At 67.1% G+C, this 16,629-nt stretch carries 16 protein-coding genes; 10 read left to right on the forward strand and 6 right to left on the reverse strand.

Annotated elements, in window-relative coordinates; translation table 11 throughout:
- Window positions 1-6 precede the first annotated feature (6 nt).
- A complete protein-coding gene (gene groL, locus AC6BOR_RS14765; protein ID WP_094472220.1) occupies window positions 7-1,653 on the forward strand; it encodes a chaperonin GroEL in 1,647 nt (548 codons plus the stop codon).
- A 315-nt stretch (window positions 1,654-1,968) separates the two neighbouring features.
- On the opposite strand, the gene AC6BOR_RS14770 is transcribed toward groL, so the two are convergent.
- Window positions 1,969-2,106, reverse strand: a complete 138-nt coding sequence (locus AC6BOR_RS14770) for a hypothetical protein (RefSeq protein ID WP_498059115.1) — start codon at window positions 2,104-2,106, stop codon at window positions 1,969-1,971.
- Between the two features lie 56 nt (window positions 2,107-2,162).
- Here AC6BOR_RS14770 and AC6BOR_RS14775 point away from each other — a divergent pair, with 56 nt between their 5' ends.
- Window positions 2,163-2,792 carry a class I SAM-dependent methyltransferase gene (locus tag AC6BOR_RS14775; protein WP_498059116.1) on the forward strand — a complete coding sequence of 210 codons (630 nt, stop codon included), beginning with the start codon at window positions 2,163-2,165 and terminating at the stop codon, window positions 2,790-2,792.
- Here the strand turns inward: AC6BOR_RS14775 and AC6BOR_RS14780 are convergent.
- Window positions 2,782-3,573 (reverse strand): MlaA family lipoprotein, encoded by a 792-nt coding sequence (locus tag AC6BOR_RS14780; RefSeq protein WP_498059117.1) that lies wholly within the window; start codon window positions 3,571-3,573, stop codon window positions 2,782-2,784. The genes AC6BOR_RS14775 and AC6BOR_RS14780 overlap by 11 nt on opposite strands.
- A gap of 77 nt (window positions 3,574-3,650) precedes the next feature.
- On the opposite strand from AC6BOR_RS14780, the gene AC6BOR_RS14785 reads away from it, so the two are divergent.
- From AC6BOR_RS14785 to AC6BOR_RS14805, 5 genes are read left to right on the forward strand one after another with little or no spacing between them, the layout of a single operon-like run.
- Entirely contained in the window at window positions 3,651-4,592 is a 942-nt protein-coding gene (locus AC6BOR_RS14785) for an ArsR/SmtB family transcription factor (RefSeq protein ID WP_498059118.1), read from the forward strand.
- Complete coding sequence (gene metF / locus AC6BOR_RS14790; RefSeq protein ID WP_498059119.1) at window positions 4,586-5,512, forward strand: methylenetetrahydrofolate reductase [NAD(P)H]; 927 nt, start codon at window positions 4,586-4,588, stop codon at window positions 5,510-5,512. Before AC6BOR_RS14785 ends, metF begins: the two co-directional genes overlap by 7 nt.
- Complete coding sequence (locus tag AC6BOR_RS14795) at window positions 5,509-6,558, forward strand: homocysteine S-methyltransferase family protein (RefSeq protein WP_498059120.1); 1,050 nt, start codon at window positions 5,509-5,511, stop codon at window positions 6,556-6,558. The genes metF and AC6BOR_RS14795 overlap by 4 nt, the downstream gene beginning before the upstream one ends.
- A complete protein-coding gene (gene metH / locus AC6BOR_RS14800; RefSeq protein WP_498059121.1) occupies window positions 6,555-9,164 on the forward strand; it encodes a methionine synthase in 2,610 nt (869 codons plus the stop codon). Before AC6BOR_RS14795 ends, metH begins: the two co-directional genes overlap by 4 nt.
- A 42-nt stretch (window positions 9,165-9,206) precedes the next feature.
- Window positions 9,207-9,923 (forward strand): hypothetical protein, encoded by a 717-nt coding sequence (locus AC6BOR_RS14805; RefSeq protein ID WP_498059122.1) that lies wholly within the window; start codon window positions 9,207-9,209, stop codon window positions 9,921-9,923.
- A gap of 5 nt (window positions 9,924-9,928) precedes the next feature.
- On the opposite strand, the gene AC6BOR_RS14810 is transcribed toward AC6BOR_RS14805, so the two are convergent.
- Together AC6BOR_RS14810 and yghU are read right to left on the reverse strand one after the other, a co-directional pair.
- Complete coding sequence (locus tag AC6BOR_RS14810) at window positions 9,929-10,351, reverse strand: PaaI family thioesterase (protein ID WP_498059123.1); 423 nt, start codon at window positions 10,349-10,351, stop codon at window positions 9,929-9,931.
- Window positions 10,352-10,416: 65 nt separating this feature from the next.
- A complete protein-coding gene (gene yghU / locus AC6BOR_RS14815; RefSeq protein WP_498059124.1) occupies window positions 10,417-11,283 on the reverse strand; it encodes a glutathione-dependent disulfide-bond oxidoreductase in 867 nt (288 codons plus the stop codon).
- A gap of 112 nt (window positions 11,284-11,395) precedes the next feature.
- Between yghU and AC6BOR_RS14820 the strand changes: the two genes are divergently transcribed.
- The gene (locus AC6BOR_RS14820) at window positions 11,396-11,701 is read left to right on the forward strand and encodes a GNAT family N-acetyltransferase (protein ID WP_498059125.1); all 306 of its coding nucleotides are present in this window, start codon (window positions 11,396-11,398) and stop codon (window positions 11,699-11,701) included.
- A gap of 3 nt (window positions 11,702-11,704) precedes the next feature.
- Here the strand turns inward: AC6BOR_RS14820 and AC6BOR_RS14825 are convergent, their stop codons facing one another.
- Entirely contained in the window at window positions 11,705-12,925 is a 1,221-nt protein-coding gene (locus tag AC6BOR_RS14825) for an RNA polymerase sigma factor (protein WP_498059126.1), read from the reverse strand.
- Complete coding sequence (locus tag AC6BOR_RS14830) at window positions 12,926-13,279, reverse strand: YciI family protein (protein ID WP_086117237.1); 354 nt, start codon at window positions 13,277-13,279, stop codon at window positions 12,926-12,928.
- A 160-nt stretch (window positions 13,280-13,439) separates the two neighbouring features.
- Here AC6BOR_RS14830 and AC6BOR_RS14835 point away from each other — a divergent pair, with 160 nt between their 5' ends.
- On the forward strand, window positions 13,440-14,900 hold the full coding sequence (locus AC6BOR_RS14835) for a DUF4139 domain-containing protein (protein ID WP_498059127.1): 1,461 nt from the start codon (window positions 13,440-13,442) through the stop codon (window positions 14,898-14,900).
- Window positions 14,900-16,531: a DUF4139 domain-containing protein gene (locus AC6BOR_RS14840; RefSeq protein ID WP_498059128.1), complete on the forward strand. Its 1,632-nt coding sequence runs from the start codon at window positions 14,900-14,902 to the stop codon at window positions 16,529-16,531. Before AC6BOR_RS14835 ends, AC6BOR_RS14840 begins: the two co-directional genes overlap by 1 nt.
- The last annotated feature ends 98 nt before the right edge of the window (window positions 16,532-16,629 follow it).

The raw sequence follows: 16,629 nt of genomic DNA on the forward strand, positions 1-16,629 counted from the left end.
AGACACATGGCTGCCAAGGACGTGAAGTTCGGCCGCGACGCGCGTGAGCGCATCATCCGCGGCGTTGATATCCTCGCCGATGCCGTGAAGGTGACGCTGGGCCCCAAGGGCCGCAACGTCGTCATCGAAAAGTCGTTCGGCGCCCCGCGCATCACCAAGGACGGTGTGTCGGTGGCCAAGGAAATCGAACTGAAGGACAAGTTCGAGAATCTGGGCGCCCAGATGGTGCGCGAAGTCGCCTCGAAGACCAACGACGCCGCCGGTGACGGCACCACCACGGCCACCGTGCTGGCCCAGGCCATCGTGCGCGAAGGCATGAAGTCGGTCGCTGCCGGCATGAACCCGATGGACCTGAAGCGCGGCATCGATCTGGCCGTGTCCAAGGTTGTGGAAGACCTGAAGGGCCGTTCCAAGCCGGTTGCCGGTTCGAGCGAGATCGCCCAGGTTGGCACCATCTCGGCCAATGGCGAGAAGGAAATTGGCGACATGATCGCCAAGGCCATGGAAAAGGTCGGCAAGGAAGGCGTCATCACGGTTGAAGAAGCCAAGGGCATGGACAGCGAGCTGGACGTGGTCGAAGGCATGCAGTTCGACCGTGGCTATCTGTCGCCGTACTTCATCACCAACGCCGAAAAGATGCAGGTGGAACTCGACAACCCCTACATCCTGATCCACGAAAAGAAGCTTTCGAACCTGCAGGCGATGCTGCCGGTGCTGGAAGCGGTGGTGCAGTCGGGCCGTCCGCTGCTGATCATCGCCGAAGACGTGGAAGGCGAAGCGCTGGCCACCCTGGTGGTCAACAAGCTGCGCGGTGGCCTGAAGGTTGCCGCCGTCAAGGCCCCGGGCTTTGGCGACCGCCGCAAGGCCATGCTGGAAGACATCGCCATCCTGACCGCCGGCGAGATGATCAGCGAAGATCTGGGCATCAAGCTGGAAAACGTCACCCTGCCGATGCTGGGCAAGGCCAAGCGCGTGACCATCGACAAGGACAACACCACCATCGTTGATGGTGAAGGTTCGGCCGATGCGATCAAGGCCCGCGTGGAACAGATCCGCGCCCAGATCGAAGTGACCACCAGCGATTATGACCGCGAAAAGCTGCAGGAACGTCTGGCCAAGCTGGCTGGCGGTGTGGCCGTGCTGAAGGTGGGCGGTTCGACGGAAGTCGAAGTGAAGGAGCGCAAGGACCGCGTTGATGACGCGCTGCACGCCACCCGCGCTGCCGTGGAAGAAGGCATTGTTCCGGGCGGCGGCACGGCGCTGCTCTATGCCACCAAGGCGCTGGAAGGCCTGAAGGGCGCCAACGAAGACCAGACCCGCGGCATCGACATCGTGCGCCGCGCGATCACCGCCCCGGTGCGCCAGATCGCTGCCAACGCCGGCCATGATGGCGGCGTGGTGGCTGGCAAGCTGCTGGAAGGTGGCGACACCACGGTTGGCTTCAACGCCCAGACCGAAACCTATGAAAACCTGGTTGCGGCTGGCGTGATCGACCCGACCAAGGTGGTGCGCACCGCGCTGCAGGATGCGGCCTCGGTTGCCTCGCTGCTGATTACCACCGAAGCGGCCATCACCGACCTGCCGGCCGATGACAAGCCGGCTGGTGGCGGCATGCCGGGTGGCATGGGCGGCATGGGCGGCATGGATTTCTGATTGCGTTGGCTGGCGGCAGCGCAAGCTGCCGCCAGACTCAACGAAATCCGGCCAGCGAACGAAAAGGGGCGGCCCCAAAGCCGCCCCTTTTTGATTCGTCTGACGGCGTGGCTCCGCCACGCTCTTTTCTTTCTTTTTCTTCCGCGCGTTGAGCGGACTCGGCGGCTCTGCCGCCGGCCGCGGCCGATGCGGGCGGCCCTGCCAGGCACGGGCGCGGCCCCCTCCGCCCTGCGGGCACCTCCTCCAGAGGCGGAGGATCTGGGCGGCCCCTCCGTCGGCTTCGCCGCCACCTCCCCAAACAAGTTTGGGGAGGATCTATTTCGCCGCCGCCGCTTCCGCTGCCTTCACATCGGCATCGGCCTTGTCGATCACGGCCTGTTCATTGCCGGCCGGGGCCGCTGCCTCCTTGGAGCAGGCGGAGAGCAACAGAAACAGGGGCAGGAACCAGCGCATGCCCTGACGATAACCAGCGCTGGCCGCCCCGCCAAGCCCGTGCCACCATTGCGGCCATGGGCCTTTATTCCGAAACCATCTTCCCCTGGCTGCTCGACAAGGCGTTGGGCCACCCCAACATCATGCGGCGGCGGCAGGCGCTGGTGGGGCAGGCGGCGGGTGACGTGCTGGAGATCGGCTTTGGGTCAGGGGCAACCCTGCCGTTCTATGACCCGGCGAAGGTGACCAGCCTGACGGTGGTGGAGCCATCCGACGGCATGAACCGGCGGGCGGCGGCGCATCTGGCGGCGTCGCCGGTGCCGGTCAAGTCCGTGCCCGGTGCCGGTGAGCAGTTGCCGTTTGCCGATGCCCGTTTCGACACGGTGGTGTGCTGCCTCACCCTGTGCAGCGTGGCTGACGTGGGCCAGGTGCTGGCCGAGGTGAAGCGGGTGCTGAAGCCGGGCGGGGCGTTCCTGTTCATGGAGCATGTGCTGTCGGACGATCCGCAGCGGCAGCGCTGGCAGCAGCGACTGAACCCGGTGCAGCGCGTGGTGGGCGTGGGCTGCAACCTCAACCGTGCGTCAGCCGAGCTGGTGAAGGCAGCCGGGTTCCGGCTGGACCCGATGCCGGTTCAGGAGGAGGAGCGGGCGTTTGGCGCGCTGAAGACGCTCACGCCGCTGGTGATGGGCTGCGCCATCAAGGCTTAGGCTGACCGGCAGCAGCGGGCGGCGGAGGTGGCGCGTCGTCGGCCGGATCGGCAAAGGGATCGGCTTCGGCCGGCAGATTGCCATCGAACAATTGCAGACGCCGCCGCTGCAGATAGGCGGAGCGGGCGAGGGCATAATCATCCAGACTGTCGGCCAGCAGCTTGTCAGCCCCGGTTTCGATCAGCGTGTTGCGGAAATTGATGATGCGCCCGGCCGACATGGCGATGCGCACATCCCAGCCGGGCCGCAGCCAGGCATTGCGGGTGAAATCGGCGGGATCGACGAAGAAATCCACCGGCGTCATCAGGCCATCGCGCAGGGTGGAGGGGCCGAACAGCGGCAGCACCAGATAGGGACCGGATTTCACCCCCCAGCGTGCCAGCGTCTGGCCAAAATCCTCCGGCTCTTTCGGGCGGCCGAGATCGGTGGCGACATCGGCGACGCCGCCGACGCCCAGCGTGGTGTTGAGGATGAAGCGATCAACCGTGCGGAAGGCCTGGGCGATCTTGCCCTGCAAAAGACTGTTGGCGAAATTGGCCGGCTCGCCATAGTTGCCATAGGCGTTGGCAACGGCGGTGCGTGCCGGCTTGGGCACCACGGTTCGATAACCGGTGGCAATGGGTTTGACCACCCAGCGGTCCAGCCGCTTGTTGAAGGCAAAGACCCGGCGGTTGGATTTTTCCCAGGGGTCCGCCTCTGCCCGCGACAGATCGGTGCTGCCGGTGGTGGCGCAACCGGCGAGCAGGAGCAGCAGCAACGCGGGGGCGGCGATGCGGATCATGGCCCCTGCTTGGCATGGGCTTGACCGGGCGGCAACCGGCTTGACGGATATAAAGATAACTTTATATGCCATGGGCCATGGATACGCTCCTCGCCATTTTCCGTGCCCTGGGGGATCCCAGCCGGCTGCGCATCCTGATGCTGGTGCGCGGGCTGGATCTGGCGGTTGGGGAGATTGCCCGCGTGCTGCAGCAGAGCCAGCCGCGTGTTTCCCGCCATTTGCGCATCCTGGCCGAAGCCGGGCTGGTTGAGCGGGTGAAGGAAGGCGCCTGGGTGTTCGTGCGCCTGGGCCCGGCGGCGGTGACGGCGCCGGTGCTGACGGCGGTGGATGCGCTGGCCGGCGCCGATGTGGCGGCGAGCGACCGCGAACGGCTGGCGGTGGTGCGGGCCGAACGGCGCGCCGCGGTGGAGGCCTGGTTCAACGAACATGCCGATGGCTGGGAGCAGGAGCGTTCGCTGTTCAGCCGGGAAGCCGGTGTGGAGGCGGCGATTGTCGCGGCGCTGGGCGGCGCTGCGGCGCGGCTGGGCGATCTGGTGGATGTGGGCACCGGCACCGGGCGTATGATCGAGTTGCTGGGCGGGCAGGCGGCGAGTGCGCTGGGGCTGGACCGGTCCCCGGAAATGCTGCGCATTGCCCGCAGCCGGCTGGAGGCGGCCGGGCTGGCCCAGGCCCGGGTGCAGGCCGGAGACATGTATGCGCTGCCGCTGGGCGATGCCGCGGCCGATACGATCGTGCTGCACCAGGTGCTGCATTTTGCCGATGATCCCGCCGCCGTGCTGGCCGAAGCCGCGCGGGTGCTGCGCCCCGGTGGCCGCTTGCTGGTGGTGGATCTGATGCCGCACGACCGCGAGGCGCTGCGCGACGAGCGCCGGCATGTGCGCCTGGGCTTTGCCGACGAGGCGGTGCTGGGCTGGCTGGCGGCGGCGGGCTGTGACGCTGCGGTGGCGCAGCGGCTGCCGGCCGATGTGGCGGGACAATTGGGGGTGACCCTGTGGCTGGGAACCAGATTGCCATGTTGACCTTGAACCAGATGCAGGAAGCGGCGCGCGCCATTGGTGGCCCGCTCTATGCCGATCTGCCGGGCGATCTGGCGGTGAGCTTTGAATTTTTCCCGCCCAAGACACCGGCCATGCAGGACAGCCTGTGGCAGGCGGTGGAAACCCTGGTGCCGCTTGGCCCGCGTTTCTTCTCGGTCACCTATGGCGCCGGCGGTTCGACGCGGGAGCGCACCCATGCCACCGTGGCGCGCATTGTGGCCGAAACGCCGGTGGCTGCCGCCGCGCATCTGACCTGCGTGAACGCCACCGCGGCCGAGCTGGACGCGATTGCCGATGATTATTGGGCGGCCGGCGTGCGCCATATCGTGGCGCTGCGTGGTGACCCGCCGGGCGGGCAGGCGCGCTTTGAACCGGTGCCGGGCGGCCATGCCAGCGCCGCCGAACTGGTGAAGGCGTTGAAGCGCCGGCATGATTTCGAGGTTTCGGTGAGCTGTTACCCGGAGGTGCACCCGGAAGCGGCGAGCCCGGCGGCCGATCTGGAGGCGCTGAAGGCCAAGATCGATGCCGGGGCGAGCCGGGCGATCAGCCAGTTCTTCTTCGAGCCGGACACCTATTTCCGCTTCCGCGACGCCGTGGCGGCGGCGGGCCTCAAGGTGGAGCTGGTGCCGGGCATCCTGCCGGTGAGCAATTTTGCCAATCTGCAGAAAATGGCTGCCAGTTGCGGCACCCATCTGCCCGACTGGATGGGCCGGCTGTTTGCCGGGCTGGACGACAAGCCGGCCGCGCGCCAGCTGGTGGCTGCCACCGTGGCCGCCGAAATGGCCCGCCGGCTGTATGCGGGGGGTGTGCGGCATTTCCATTTCTACACGCTCAATCGCGCCGAATTGTCCTACGCCATTTGCCATTTGCTGGGCGTGCGGCCGGTGCTGGAGGCCCAATGACCAACCCTGCCGAAACCCTGCGCGCGGCCGCTGCCAGCCGCATATTGGTGAAGGATGGCCCCTATGGCACCGCCATCCAGGCCCTGGGGCTGACCGCGGCCGATTATGCCGGCGGCATCGCCAGCAACCATGATCAGAAGGGCAACAACGACCTGTTGAACCTGACCCAGCCCACGGCGATCGCCGGCATCTGCGATGCCTATATCGCGGCGGGCGCTGATCTTCTGGCCACCAACACGTTCAACGCCAACCGCATCAGCCAGGCCGATTATGGCATGGAAGACAAGGTGCGCGAGATCAACCTGGCCGCCGCCCGCGTGATCCGGGAACGGGTGGACGCAGCGACTGCGCTGGATGGCCGCCCACGCTGGGTGGCGGGCAGCCTGGGGCCGACCAACAAGACGCTCTCCCTCAGCCCCCGCGTGTCGGACCCCGGTTATCGCGAGGTCACGTTCGATGGCGTGAAGGACGTGTATCGCGAGCAGATCGAGGCGCTGCGCGATGGCGGGGTGGACTTCATCCTGATCGAGACCGTGTTCGACACGCTGAACGCCAAGGCCGCCGCCTTTGCCGCTGCCGAGGCTGGTGATGCCCGTGGCCGCGATGTGCCGGTGATGCTGTCCATGACGCTGACCGACCTTTCCGGCCGCAACCTGTCGGGGCAGACGGTGGAGGCCTTCTGGCATTCGATCCGCCATGTGAAGCCGGTGGCGGTGGGGCTGAATTGTTCCTTTGGCGCCACCGAACTGCGCAGCCATGTGCAGGCGTTGGCGCGGGTGGCCGACACGCTGATCATGACCTATCCCAACGCCGGCCTGCCCAATGATCTGGGCGCCTATGACGAACAGCCGGAGATGACGGCGGGCTTCATCCGCGGCTGGGCCGAGGAAGGCCTGGTGAACATCGTGGGCGGCTGTTGTGGCAACACGCCGGCGCACATCGCCGCGATGGCGCGCCAGGTGGCCGGGCTGCCGGCGCGGGTGGTGCCGGCGGTGGCGCCGGCGCTGCGGCTTTCGGGCTTAGAAGCGCACAGGTTTGCCGCATGACAACGGCCAGTTTCATCAACATCGGGGAACGCACCAACGTCACCGGTTCGGCGGCGTTCAAGAAGCTGATCCTGAACGGCGATTACACCGCTGCGGTCGAGGTCGCGCGCCAACAGGTGGAAAACGGCGCCCAGATCATCGATGTGAACATGGATGAAGGCCTGCTCGACAGCGAGGCGGCCATGGTCACCTTCCTCAACCTGATCGCCGCCGAGCCGGACATTGCCCGCGTGCCGGTGATGGTCGATTCATCGAAATGGAGCGTGATCGAGGCGGGGCTGAAGTGCCTCGCTGGCAAGGGCATCGTCAATTCGATCAGCATGAAGGAAGGTGAGGCGCCGTTCCTGGAGCAGGCGCGCCTGTGCCTGCGTTATGGCGCGGCGGTGGTGGTGATGGCCTTTGACGAGCTGGGCCAGGCCGACACGGCGGCGCGCAAGGTGGAGATTTGCGAGCGGGCCTACAGGCTGCTCACCGGCATCGGCTTTCCGCCGGAAGACATCATCTTTGATCCCAATATCTTCGCGGTGGCCACCGGCATCGAGGAGCACAACAATTACGGCGTCGATTTCATCGAGGCCACACGGGAAATCAGGCGGCGCTGCCCGCACGCGCATGTGAGTGGCGGGGTGTCGAACCTGTCGTTCAGCTTCCGCGGCAACGAGCCGGTGCGCCGGGCGATGCATTCGGTGTTCCTCTATCACGCCATCGCCGCCGGCATGGACATGGGCATCGTCAACGCCGGGCAACTGGATGTGTATGACGCCATTGATCCGAACCTGCGCGAGCTGTGTGAGGATGTGGTGCTCAACCGCCGGGCGGATGCGACCGACCGGCTGCTGGCCGCCGCCGACAGGTTCAAGGGCGGCCCGGCCAAGGCGGCTGACCCGGCCGCCGAGGAGTGGCGCGGCTGGCCGGTGGAAAAGCGGCTGGAACATGCGCTGGTCAAGGGCATCGACGCCTTTGTCGAGGCTGACACGGAAGAAGCGCGCCTCACCGTCGCGCGGCCCATCGAGGTGATCGAAGGCCCGTTGATGGCCGGCATGAACGTGGTGGGGGACCTGTTCGGCGCCGGCAAGATGTTCCTGCCGCAGGTGGTGAAATCGGCCCGCGTGATGAAGAAGGCGGTGGCCGTGCTGCTGCCTTATATCGAGGCGGAAAAACAGGTCGGCAGTTCGACCAAGGGCCGCATCATCATGGCGACCGTGAAGGGCGATGTGCACGATATCGGCAAGAACATCGTGGGCGTCGTCCTCCAGTGCAACAATTTCGAGGTGATTGATCTGGGCGTGATGGTGCCGGCGCAGATCATCCTGGATGCCGCCCGCCAGCACCAGGCCGACATGATCGGGCTGTCTGGCCTGATCACGCCCAGCCTGGACGAGATGGTGCATGTGGCGAGCGAGATGCAGCGCATCGGCATGACCATGCCGCTGTTGATCGGCGGGGCGACGACCAGCCGGGTGCACACCGCGCTCCGGATCGCGCCGGCCTATGACGGCCCGGTGGTGCATGTGCTGGATGCCAGCCGCGCCGTGGGCGTGGCGGGCACACTGGTTTCGGACACGCTGCGCGATGAGTTCGTGGCCGAAACGGCGGCGGACTATGAGAAGATCCGCGTGGCGCGCGCCGGATCGGGCCAATCGGCGCTGGTTCCGCTGGAGCAGGCCCGGGCCAATGGCTTTGTGCCGGATTTCGCCGCCCATCCGCCGGTGCAGCCCAATTTCACCGGCACGATGACCATCGATGATGTGACGGTCGACACGCTGATCCCCTATATCGACTGGACGCCGTTTTTCCGGGCCTGGGAACTGCACGGCAATTATCCGGCGATCTTGACCGACGCCGTGGTGGGGGCCAGCGCCACCAGCCTGTTTGCCGATGCCCAAGCGATGCTGAAGACCATCGCGGCGGAAAAATGGCTGCAGCCCAAGGGCGTGGTCGCGATCTGGCCGGTGCGGCGGGATGGCGATGATGTCGTGCTGTTTGCCGATGCCGGCCGCAGCGCCGAAATCGCCCGCCTGCCGTTCTTGCGCCAGCAGATTGCCAAGCGGGACGGCCGGGCCAACATGTGCCTTGCCGATTTCATCCATCCGGAGGCCGATTGGCTGGGCGGTTTTGCCGTGCAGGCCGGCGACGGCATTGATGCGCAGTTGGCGCGCTTCAAGGCGGCGCATGATGATTACAACGACATCTTGCTGAAGGCGCTGGCCGACCGGCTGGCCGAGGCCTTTGCCGAATATCTCCACGAGCGGGTGCGCCGCGAGATCTGGGGGCACGAGCAGGGCAGCCGGATGTCGAACGAGGATCTGATCCGCGAGCGTTACACCGGCATCCGCCCGGCGCCCGGCTATCCGGCCTGCCCGGAGCATAGCCTGAAGCGGCGGCTGTTCGATCTGATGCAGGTGGAGACCCGGGCCGGCATCACGCTGACCGACAGTTTCGCCATGCTGCCGACGGCCGCCGTTTCCGGATTCTATTTCGCGCATCCCGAAAGCGCCTATTTCGGCGTGGCGCGCGTGGGCGAGGACCAGCTGGCGGATTATGCGCAGCGGCTGGGCGTGAGCCGCGAACGCGCCGTGCAGCTGCTGCGGCCAAATCTGGACTAGGCAGCGGGCAGGGGGCCATTTATCGGAAGCCCCCGACCCCCCGTGACGACTGCCACCGCCTCCTTCCTTGCCCCCACCGGCCTGTGGCCGGATCGCCGGCGTGTGCCGGTGCTGGGCGTGGTCATCGCGCTGCACGTGCTGCTGCTGCTGTTGCTGCTGTGGCTGGCGCCGCCGCAACCCAAGGGCAAGCCGGGTTCGGGATCGATGGTGGCGGTGAACATCGCCGCGCCGACGCCCGAGCGCGCCCGGCCCAAGGTGCAGCCGCAGGTGCGCCCGCCCACCCCGCGCGCCGCACCGCAGCCCGAAGCCATCGTGAAGGCGCCCGATCAGGCCCCGGCGAAGTGGAGCTTTGGCGACCCGGCGCTGCTGGGCTTTGACCTTCGGAAGACCGAGCGGGCCGAACCGGAGGCGCAGCAGGTTGCCGGCGCCAATCTGCCCAACACGCCGGTGGTGGGCGTGGCGCCCGATGGATCAAAACTCTATGCCGCCGAATGGCAGCGCGAGCCGACCGATGCCGAGCTGGCCTTCTATATCCGCGGCAAGGGCCGCCCCGGCGCCTATGGCCTGATCGCCTGCCGCACCGCCCCGCGCTTCCGGGTGGAGGATTGCAAGGCCATCGGCGAGACGCCGGGCAGCGGCCTGGGCTATGCCATTCAGGAAGCCGCCTGGCAGTTCCGGGTGAAGCCGCCCCGGGTGGACGGGGAATATCTGGTTGGCACCTGGGTGAGCATCAGGATCGACCTGCGCGGCAGCGAATAGGCCCCTCACACCATCGTTGCGCGCACCTTGGCGGCATCGATCAGGCTGATCGTGCTTGATGCCTTGGCGAGGATCTTGCCGTCGAGCGTGGTCAGCTTGCCTTCGGCGAAGATGGTGCGGCCGCCGGCCTTTTCGATCCAGGCTTCGGCGAGCACGCGGCCGGGATTGGCCGGCGCGAAGAAGCTCACCTTCAGTTCCAGGCTGATCGGCACCCGGTCGAAACCGAACTTGGCCATCACCGCATGGGCCATGGCGGCATCGATCCAGCCCGATACGAAGCCGCCCTGGGCGACGCCGCCCGAATGGCACATGGCGGGCAGCACTTCATATTCGATCACGGCATGGCCGGGATCAAAGCGGACGATGCGGCGCTGGGCAAGGCTATGGCCCAATGTGCCTTCGGCATGGGTGTCGGGCGGCTGGCGCAAGCCCTCACCCGGCTCGCTGCGCGAGTCCGACCTCTCCCCCAAGGGGCGAGGTGACGATTGGTTGGTCATGCGCCCTGGCCGATCTTGTCTTGCGTTTTCGTGTCGAAATCGGATGCGTCGTGGCGTTCGTGCAACTGGCTCGACGGCTCGCCGAACACGCGGTTGACCATGCGGCCGCGCTTCACCGCCGGGCGCTCGCCGATCTGCTTCGTCCAGCGGATGACGTTGGTATAGCCCGCCACCTCGAGGAATTCGCCGGCCTCATAAAGCAGACCCAGACTCAGCGCGCCATACCAGGGCCAGATCGCCATGTCGGCAATGCTGTAGTCCGCGCCGGCCATATATTCGTGGGTGGCCAGGTGCCGGTCCAGCACGTCCAGCTGCCGCTTCACCTCCATGGCATAGCGGTTGATCGGATATTCCTGCTTGGTGGGGGCATAGGCATAGAAATGGCCGAAGCCGCCGCCCAGGATCGGGGCCGAGCCCATCTGCCAGAACAGCCAGCACAGCGCCTCGGTGCGGGCATGATGGTCGGTTGGCAGGAAGGCGCCGAATTTTTCGGCGAGATACAGCAGCATGGCACCGCTTTCGAACAGCCGGGTCGGCGGGTTGGTCGAATGATCGACCATCGCCGGGATCTTGCTGTTGGGGTTCACATCGACAAAGCCGGAACCAAACTGGTCCCCGGTGCCGATGTTGATCAGCCAGGCATCATATTCGGCCCCGCCGTGGCCAGCGGCGAGCAGTTCTTCCAGCATCACCGTCACCTTGACGCCGTTGGGCGTGCCCAGGCTGTACAGCTGGAAGGGATGCTTGCCGACCGGCAGTTCCTTGTCGTGGGTGGCGCCGGCGATGGGACGGTTGATGTTGGCGAAGCGGCCGCCAAAGCCCTTGTCCCACGTCCACACCTTGGGGGGCACATAATCGGTCATGCGGGTTCTCCTTTGCCGGCCTTTGTGGGCCGGGTGCGGCGGCTTGCCAAGCCATCAGCATGGGGAGAAAATCTTGGTTGCAGACAATATGGAGTGTGCGGCGATGGCGGACGTGACTGTAACCCGGGAGGATGGGCCGCGCCGTGGCCGCTATGTGGCGCGGATGGCCGGCATCGCTGCCGAGGCCGAGCTGGTCTACACCCACCGCGGCCCCGGCCTGATCAGCGCCGATCACACTGAAGCCCCGGACGCGCTGCGCGGCACCGGGGCGGCGCGGGCGCTGGTCGATGCGCTGATTGCGGACGCGCGGGCAACGCCGTTCCACATCATCCCGATCTGCCCCTATGTGCGGGCGCAATATGCGAAAAATCCGGACTGGCAGGATGTGATGACGCTGGCGCCGGGGGAAGCGCCCTGAGGCTCAGCCGGTGTGGCGGCCAGCCAGGAAGGCGCGTTCGGCCGGATCGGTGGAGAGGCCGGCGGCGCGCACGGCCGCTTCCCGCGCCCCGGCGGCATCGCCCAGGGCGGCGAGCGCATCGGCCCGCGTCGCCCACCAGGGCTGATGATCGCGGCATCGTTCGGCCAGATCATCGAGCGCAGCCAGCGCGACCGGGGCGGCGCCAGCAGCGGTGAGGGCGGCGGCGCGGGCGATGGCGGCGCCGATGCTGGGGGCAAGCGCCAGCAGATGATCATAGAGGCCGATCAGCGGCGCTGACAGATCGGCGCCGGTGAAACGCTGTTGGTTGTGCAGCGACTGGATGGCGGCTTCGAGCTGGAAGCGGCCGGGTTGGCCGAGCGCGGCGGCCCGGCGCAGCGTCGCCTCGCCTTCGCGGATGAGGGCTTCATCCCACAGCGCCACATCCTGCCGGCCGAGCGGGACATAGGCGCCATCCGCATCGCGCCGGGCCGGCCGCCGCGCCTCGCACAGGGCGATGAGGGCGAGGAGGCCGGCGGCTTCGGCATCATCGGGGGCGAGGCCGGTGACCAGCCGGGCCAGAAACAGCGCCTCGGCGGCCAGATCATTGCCGGCGGGCGCAGCATCGCCCCAGCCGGCGCCATAGGCGGCATAGATGGCGGTGCGGATGGCGGCGAGGCGGGCTGGGCGCTGTTCCGGCGGCGGCACGGCAAAGGCGATCCCGGCATCGCGGATGCGCGCCTTGGCCCTGACCAGCGCCTGGCCCATGGCAGCGGGCGACACCAGGAAGGCGGCGGCAATGCGGGCGGCATCCAGGCCCAGCACCACCTGCAGCATCAGCGGCGCCTGCACCCGCGCCGCAATGGCCGGGTGGGTGCAGACGAACAGCAGCTTCAGCCGCTCATCGGGCAGGTCGGCCGCGGGCGCATCGGCGCGTTCATCATCCAGCAGGGCCAGCGCCGGTTCGGCCGCCAGCGCGGTGGCAGCACGGGCGCGGCCATGGCCGAGTTCGCGGCGCGCCACGGTGAGCAGCCAGGCGTCGGGATTGGCCGGCACGCCGTCATCAGGCCAGCGCGCCAGCGCCCGGGCCAGCGCAGTGGCCAATGCATCCTCGGCCGCGGCGATATCGCGGCTGTCGCGCGCCAACAGGGCGACCAGCCGGCCATAGGCCGTGCGCGCCGCCGCTTCGGCCGCACGATGGGCAGCGGAAGCGGCGGGCGTCATCATTCAGGCCGCGGGCGGCGACAGGGTTGGGCGCACCTCCACCGAGCCGGCCCCGGCGCAGGGGGCACGGGCCGCCCACGCCAGCGCGGCATCGAGATCGGCCACCTCGATCACCACAAAGCCGCCCAACTGCTCCTTGGTGTCGGCGAAGGGCCCATCTTCCACCTGCCATTCGCCGCCGGCGATGCGCAGGGTGGTGGCGGTGGTGGGCGGCAGCAACCCGGCGCCGCCGCGCATGATGCCGGCGGCGCCCATGGCGCCCATATAGGCATCCCAGGCGCCCCAATAGGCGGCGGTGTCACTGTCACGCCGGGCCAGTTCGGCAGCGGTTTCATGATAGATCAGGGCATATTGCATCGGTTTTGCTCCATCGGCGAACGCAGGCCGTGATGGCCGGTTCGCCCTGATGAGCCGCGAGCATCGCCGAAACAGACAGGCGGCGACAGATTTTTTTGCGTGCGCCGCTTGTGCCGGGCTGGCGATGTGGCATCCTCCCAAAAAACAGAGGGGGTGGACGATGCGGCAAGCATGGGCGGCGATGGCGTTGGCGCTGTGGCCGGTGGGCGCGGCGGCACAGTCTGCATCAGGGCAGGGGGATGTGCGCATCACCGTCTATGCCGATCAGGCGTTGGTGGAGGATCGCCGCAGCCTCAATCTGCCGGCGGGGATCAGCCGGCAGGAATTTCCCGATGTGTCGGCCACCATCCGCCCGGAGACGGTGACGCTGGGCGGGGCCGGCATCGACGTGGTGGAACAGAATTTCGATTATGATCTGCTCAGCCCTGACAGCCTGATGCGCAAGGCCGAAGGGCAGAGCATCACGCTGGTGCGCACCAACCAGGCCACCGGCGCCGAGACGAAGGACAGCGCCAAGGTGTTGGCGGTGAACGGCGGCGTCGTGCTGGAAAGCGGCGGCCATGTGGAAATCCTGCGCGATGATGGCCTGCCGGTGCGGGTGATCTTTGATCGCATTCCGCCCAATCTGCGCGCGCGGCCCACCCTGTCGGTCACGCTGGAGGCCGAGAAGGCCGGGGTCCAGCCGGTGACGTTGAGTTACCTGACCAGCGGGCTGGCGTGGAAGGCGGATTATGTCGGCCTGTTTGACGAGGCGGCGGGCCGCATGGACCTGCAGGGCTGGGTGACTTTGACCAACAGCACCGGCACCGAGTTCCGCGACGCGCAGCTGACACTGGCGGCCGGCGATCTGATGAAGCTGCAGCAGCCGCGCCGGCGCAACGCCAATCAATATGGCGCGTCGCGCCCCGGCGATGGCGAGAGCAATGAGCAGGCGGTGGGTGATCTCTATCTCTATCCGATTGCGGCGCGCACCACCGTGGCCAGCAACCAGAAGAAGCAGGTGAGCTTCCTTGATGCCTCGGGCGTGGCGGCCAAGCGGCTCTATCGCTTTGAATGTGACTGGCTGTGCGAGGCGGACGAGGCGCAGGCGGTGACCAGCATCCTGAACTTCGGCACCGGATCGAAGGGCGGATTGGGCCGGGCGCTGCCGGCCGGGATCGTGCGGGTCTATATGCGCGATGCCGGCGGCAAGACGCGCTTTGTGGGCGAGAACCGCATCGAGCACACCACGGCGGGATCGGATGTGGAGCTGCCCACCGCCCTGGCCTTTGATGTGAAGCTGCGGCCGGTGGTGGTGAAGCGTGAACGCATCACCGCCCAGGACTGGGAAAATGCCGCCCGCTATCGCATCGTGGAAAATGGCGCGGTGCAGACGGTGACGGTGCAGCGCCAGCGCGAGTTTTATCGCACCCAGATGAAGTTCATCGTCACCAACGCGCGGCCGCAGGCGGTGACGGTGGCGCTGCGCCAGACCGGGCTGCAGGGCTGGCGCGAGGCGACCCGCATAACCGAGGAAAGCATCAAGGGCAGCCAGGACCGCAGCGACGTGCGCGAATGGCAGGTGCCGGTGCCGGCGCGCGGCACGGCGGAACTGAACGTCACCTATCTCACGGCATTCTGATGCCGCTGGGCCTTGCCCTGATGCTGGCGGCGGCGCCCATCGTCGTGTCAGCCGCGCCGGTGGACACGGCGATCAGCTTCTATCGCGATCCGGAGCGCGGCGCCGGATCGGTGATGGACATGGACCCCAACAGCGAGGAGCCGCTGAACGGCTTTGCCGTTCTGGAAGAGGTGCGCGAGGTGACCGTGCCGGCCGGCCGGGTGACGCTGCGGCTGGAAGGGGTGGCGGGCAGCATCGCGCCGCAGAGCGCGCTGCTCTATGACATCACGGCGGGGGAGAAGAATTTCGATGCCCGGCTGCTGTCTCAGCGCGGCCTGATCGATGGCTTTGCCGGGCAGCTGGTGACGGTCCGCCGCGCCGATCCGGTGACCGGCAAGCCGGTGGAGGAAGCCGGCATCATTCTGTCGGGCGCGGATGCGCTGGTGCTGAAGACGGCTCATGGGGTGGAGGCGGTGCAGTGCGAAGGCAGCCTCAACACATTGCTCTTCCCTGGCCGGCCGGTGGACCTGACGGCGAAGCCGACGCTGTCGGTGGAATTGCCGGAGAGCAACAAGGGCGGCAAGCTGCGGTTGCGGCTGGTGTATCTGGCCGGGAATTTTGACTGGCAGGCCGATTATGTCGGCACCTTCTCCGCCGATGGTCGCACGCTGTCGCTGTCGTCCTGGCTCACGCTGGGCAGCCGTGATCGCACGCGCTTTGAACGGGCGCAGGTGAGTGCCATTGCCGGCGTGATCAACCGGGTCGAGCCAACCGACGAGGAGACCGAGGCCGCCGAAGCCGAGCAGGAGGCCGATCCCTATGCGCCCGACAATATCGCGGTCGCGGCCGGCTGCTGGCCGCTGGGCCGCACCGCGGCGGCGCGGGTGAATGTGCCGCTGTTCACCCCGGGGCCCTATGGCACGCTCGAAGCGCCGATCGCGCTGCGGATGAGCGGCGGTGGCGGCGGCTGGGGCATGGCCAGCGAATGCGGTGAGGACGAGGATGGCGAAAGCAGCTGCGATGACATCGTGGTCACCGCCATGCGCCGTGCCGATCAGAGCGATGTTGGCGATGCCAAGCTCTATACCCTGCGGCATCGCAGCGACATCGGCGCACGCAGCATCAAGCAGGTGCGTTTTCTGGATGACCGGGTGCTGAAGGGCGAGTTTCTGCACCGTGCCGTCTATCGCGGCGATTATTTCGAAGACACGAAATATAGTTACCGTCTGATCAACGACAAGGCGAGCGGGCTGGGCGAACCGCTGCCGCGCGGCCGCATCGCGCTGTTCCAGGAGACGCCGCTGGGCCGCCATCCGATCGGCGAGGTGCCGGTGAAGGAAAAGGCGGTGGGCGAACGGCTGGACATCGATCTGCCTGATACCAACATCGATGATGTGGATTTTGACCAGGATGAGGATGACGGGCCCGACGGTTCGAACTGGAGCCGCATCACGCTGACGATCACCAACGATGGCGATGCGCCGATCACCGCCGAGGTGGAATTCGCCGACACCGCCGAATTCACGCTTGGGCGTTTTTCCCGGCCGCTGGAACAGCGCGATGGCCGGCCGGTGTGGCGGGTGGTGGTGCCGCCGGAAAAGGAACGCAAGATCCGCTTCCGCCGCACCGAGTTACCGGAGCGGGAGGATTAGGGTCGATTGCGCTTTGCTGGAATCCCAAACCCGCTCATGCCGAGCTTGTCGAGGCACCGACCGCACTTGGAGCGTGCCTCGACAAGCTCGGCATGAGC

This window comes from Sandarakinorhabdus sp. FBCC-B8862 (assembly GCF_059745315.1).